This window comes from Pseudomonas sp. ICMP 460 (assembly GCF_002723595.1).
Classification (GTDB): domain Bacteria; phylum Pseudomonadota; class Gammaproteobacteria; order Pseudomonadales; family Pseudomonadaceae; genus Aquipseudomonas; species Aquipseudomonas kitaguniensis.
This window is the reverse complement of the sequence record NZ_LKBR01000026.1, coordinates 63,407-67,732: the sequence shown is the minus strand read 5'-3', so window position 1 is coordinate 67,732 and position 4,326 is coordinate 63,407. Positions and strand designations below refer to the sequence as shown.

Sequence of the window (4,326 nt, the reverse complement as noted above, 5' to 3'; positions counted from 1 at the left end):
GTGTGTCAGTTGAAAAATACTTATCTGACATACCGCAATCGCGAGCAAGCCCGCTCCCACAAAAAGCAAAAGCAGATCTGCTGTGTATGCAAAAACCGTATTTGATAGAGCGCAAGCCGGCCCAATCCCACAGGCAGAATTCAAGCCCGCTCCCACAAAAAGCAAAAGCAGATCTGCTGTGTATGCAAAAACCGTATTTGATAGAGCGCAAGCCGGCCCAATCCCACAGGCAGAATATAGTCAAACTGTGGGAGCGGGCTTGCTCGCGATTACGGTGTGTCAGTTGAAAAATACTTATCTGACATACCGCAATCGCGAGCAAGCCCGCTCCCACAAAAAGCAGAAGCAGGTCTGCTGTGTATGCAAAAGCCGTATTTGATAGAGCGCAAGCCGGCCCAATCCCACAGGCAGAATCTGGTCAACCTGTGGGAGCGGGCTTGCTCGCGATTACCGTGTGTCAGTTGAAAAATACTTATCTGACATACCGCAATCGCGAGCAAGCCCGCTCCCACAAAAAGCAGAAGCAGATCTGCTGTGTATGCAAAAGCCGTATTTGATAGAGCCGGAAGCCGGCCCAATCCCACAGGCAGAATATGGTCAACCTGTGGGTGCAGGCTTGCTCGCGATTACGGTGTGTCAGTTGAAAAATACTTATCTGACATACCGCAATCGCGAGCAAGCCCGCTCCCACAAAAAGCAAAAGCAGATCTGCTGTGTATGCAAAAGCCGCCTTTGATCTGCTTCAACCACTCAGACTGGGCCGGCTTTCCGGCCCTGTCAAAAGTGACCCGCCGTGAGGGCAGAATGCCGGCCCAATCCCACAGGCAGAATATGGTCAAACTGTGGGAGCGGGCTTGCTCGCGATTACGGTGTGTCAGTTGAAAAATACTTATCTGACATACCGTAATCGCGAGCAAGCCCGCTCCCACAAAAAGCAGAAGCAGGTCTGCTGTGTATGCAAAAGCCGCCTTTGATCTGCTTCAACCACTCAGACTGGGCCGGCATTCCGGCCCAGTCAACAGTGACCCGCAGTGAGGGCAGAACCCATTTAAGCCATCACAAAAACGACGGACATACACTCGACCTCAAGCATCAATCACGTGCCAACGCCTCTATAGGGTCCAACCGCGCCGCATTCCTCGCCGGCACAAACCCAAACACAATGCCAATCATCGTCGAACAGGCAAACGCGGTGACAATCGAGCCCAGCGAAAACACCATCTCCCACTCTTTCACAAACAACGAAAACAGGTAGCCGATCGCAAAGGACAGCGAAATACCGATCATCCCGCCGATCAGGCATACCATCACCGCCTCCACCAAAAACTGCTGACGAATATCCGACTGTCGCGCGCCCACCGCCATGCGAATGCCAATCTCGCGGGTACGTTCGGTGACTGACACCAACATGATATTCATCACCCCGATGCCGCCCACCAACAATGAGATCACGGCGATCAGCGACAATAACAGCGCCAGCGAACGGCTGGTTTTCTGCACCGTCTGCATAATGCTGTCGAGGTTATTGGTGAAGAAGTCCTTGCTGCCGTGGCGTTGCAGCATGAGTTTATTGACGTTGTCTTCGACCACCTTGCTCGGTTGGCCGTCCTTGATGCGCACGGTGATGCTGTCCAAATGGCGTTGCCCCAACAGGCGCCCCGCCGCTGTTTCATACGGCACCCAGACGTTCAGCGACTTGTTCGCGGCGAACATGTTTTTATTCTCGGCCGCCACGCCAATCACCGTGCAGGGCAGCTTGCCGACCAGAATCACCTGGCCCAACGGGTCGACCGTCGGCCCGAACAGGCGCTGACGTGTGTTGTGGTCAATCACCACGACCTGCGCCTGGCGCCGCGCATCGCTTTCGCTGAAGGAAATCCCGGCTTCGAGTTTCAGCCCTTTCACATTGAAGTAACGGTCACTGACGCCATTCACCTGCGCGTCCAGGTCGATATTGCCGAAGCGCAGCAACAGGTTACGGCCCACCACCGGCGTGGCGCTGTCGACGTAGTACAGCTGGTTCAGCGCGTCGACGTCCGAGGGCATCAGCGTCTCGATCGCCGACGCGCGGCTGTCACCAAAACTGGTGCCCGAAAAAATATCGATGGTGTTGCTGCCGATTGCCTGGATGTCTTTAAGCACGTAGCGCTTGGCGCCTTCGCCGATGGCCGAGATCGACACCACCGAGGTGATGCCGATGACAATACCGAGCATGGTCAGCAAGGTGCGCATGCGATGCGAGATCAGCGCGACCCAGGCCATGTTGAAGGCCTCTTTGAACAACCCAAGGCTTGCCACCAAATGCCGCGCGCCGCTGCGCCTGGGCTCAATCGGGGCTTCGCTGGGCACTTCCAGGCCAACGCTTTGATTGGCCTTGTCGCTGACGATCTCGCCGTCACAGACCTCGACGATGCGCTGGGCATTCGCTGCCACCGTGGGGTCGTGCGTAACGATAATTACCGTGTGCCCGGCGGCGTGCAGCTCGGCGAGAATACGCATCACCTCTTTGCCGCTGTGGGTGTCGAGGGCGCCGGTGGGTTCGTCGGCGAGGATCACTTCACCGCCGTTCATCAAGGCCCGCGCAATACTCACACGCTGTTGCTGGCCGCCAGACAACTGGCTCGGCCGGTGGCCGATATGCCCCGCCAGGCCCAGGCGCGTGAGCAAATCCTGCGCGCGGCTATGGCGCTGGGCCTGCGGCGTACCGGCATAGATTGCCGGCATTTCCACGTTGTGCAGCGCACTCAGGTGCGCCAGCAGGTGATAGCGCTGGAAGATAAAACCGAAGTAATCGCGGCGCAGTTCCGCCAACTGCTCATCCGCCAGTGAACGGGTTTCGATGCCGTTGATCTTGTAGCTGCCGGCGGTGGCGTAATCGAGGCCGCCGAGGATGTTCATCAGCGTGGATTTGCCTGAACCCGAGGCGCCGATGATCGCCAGCATCTCGCCGGCCTGAATGCTCAGGTCGATGCCCTTGAGCGCAATAAACTCGCGCTCGCCGGCCATGAAACTGCGGGTGATGCCCTTGAGTTCCAACAGTGCTTGAGCCATGCGTCAGCTCCCCGCCACAGCAGGCGTTGCGTCGCCGATGACGACTTTATCGCCCTCGACCAGGCCCTGCAGAATCTGCACCTTGACGTTGTTGTTGATCCCGGTTTTCACCTCACGTGACACCGCCGCGCCTTTGGCATCCAGCACGCGCAGCGAGTAACTGCCGTCGGCATTGCGCGCGCCGAGCGCCGCCACCGGCACCGTCAGCGTAGCCTTCGCCGTATCAAGCACCACGCGCACTTGGGCGGTCATGGCGATGCGCAAGCGATGGTCGGGGTTGGGCACGTCGAACAACGCGTTGTAGAACACTGCGGTGTTCTGCTTGGGGGTGCCGGCGGTTTGGCTTTCGAGAAAGTTTTGCGGCGCGGGTTCTGTGCCGCGCAACTGCGCGTAGTAGCGCTTCTCGGGCTCACCGAGGATGGTGAAATACACCTGTTGGCCGGGGCTGATGTGAATCACATCCGCCTCCGACACTTGGGCCTTGACGGTCATGGTGTCCAGGTCCGCCAGCTTGAGCAGTACCGGCGCCAGTTGGTTGGCGATGACGGTCTGGCCTTCCTGGGTGACGATGCCCACCACATCACCGTCGATGGGCGCGATGATGCGCGTATAAGCCAGGTTGACCTTGGCGGTGTCGATCTGGATATGCGCGCTTTTGATCTGCGCGTCCAGGGACAACAGGTTGGCTTGCTGCACCTGAAAGGTCGACTCGGCCTCTTCGAAGTCCTGGCGCGACACCGACGCGTCGTCCTGCAGGTGTTTGTAGCGTTGGTAAACGGCCTTGGCCTGCTTGAGTTGAGCCGCGGTGGCGCGGCGTTGGGCCTGCAGGTTTTCTTCGTCGACCTGGGCTTTGCGCAGGGTATTTTGCAGGATCAGCGGGTCGATTTCGGCGAGCCATTGGCCTTTTTTTACCTTGTCGCCGACCTTTACTTTAAGCGATTTCAATTGGCCGGAGACCTGCGCGCCGACGTCGACTTGTTTGACGCCTTCGAGCAAGCCGGTGGCTAACACGGCGTTTTCGATGTCGCCGCGTTCAACCGGGGCGGTCAGGTATTGCGGCGCGTCGGCCGGGGCCTGAAGCGCATAAACGGCGAGGCCGATGGCGACGGGCAGCAGTGCGAGCAGTGCGAACTTGCGGAATTTCGACTTAGGCATAAATGACTCTACAGAGTGAGTTGGGTTGGGCGTGTTGATCGATGCACAGGCGCCTTAAACCGGACGCAGAGCGTGCGCGGCGGCATTCCCGCGCAGCGCGTGGGAACGCTCCCGGCGGCC

3 protein-coding genes are annotated in these 4,326 nt (G+C 58.5%); 1 reads left to right on the top strand and 2 read right to left on the bottom strand.

The genetic code is table 11. From position 1 onward, the window contains the following. On the top strand, nt 1-287 hold a 287-nt coding region (locus AO240_RS28750; protein WP_218244395.1), incomplete at its 5' end, for a hypothetical protein. Nucleotides 288-1,092: 805 nt separating this feature from the next. Here AO240_RS28750 and AO240_RS18465 read toward each other — a convergent pair. After that, the gene (locus AO240_RS18465; RefSeq protein WP_099238138.1) at nt 1,093-3,051 is read right to left on the bottom strand and encodes a MacB family efflux pump subunit; all 1,959 of its coding nucleotides are present in this window, start codon (nt 3,049-3,051) and stop codon (nt 1,093-1,095) included. Nucleotides 3,052-3,054: 3 nt separating this feature from the next. After that, nucleotides 3,055-4,206 (bottom strand): macrolide transporter subunit MacA, encoded by a 1,152-nt coding sequence (gene macA, locus AO240_RS18460; protein WP_099238136.1) that lies wholly within the window; start codon nt 4,204-4,206, stop codon nt 3,055-3,057. Nucleotides 4,207-4,326 lie beyond the last annotated feature (120 nt).

Excerpts from the sequence above, each read along its gene's own strand:
- macA (WP_099238136.1), bottom strand. The coding sequence starts at position 4,206 with ATGCCTAAGTCGAAATTCCGCAAGTTCGCACTGCTCGCACTGCTGCCC.
- AO240_RS18465 (WP_099238138.1), bottom strand. The coding sequence starts at position 3,051 with ATGGCTCAAGCACTGTTGGAACTCAAGGGCATCACCCGCAGTTTCATG.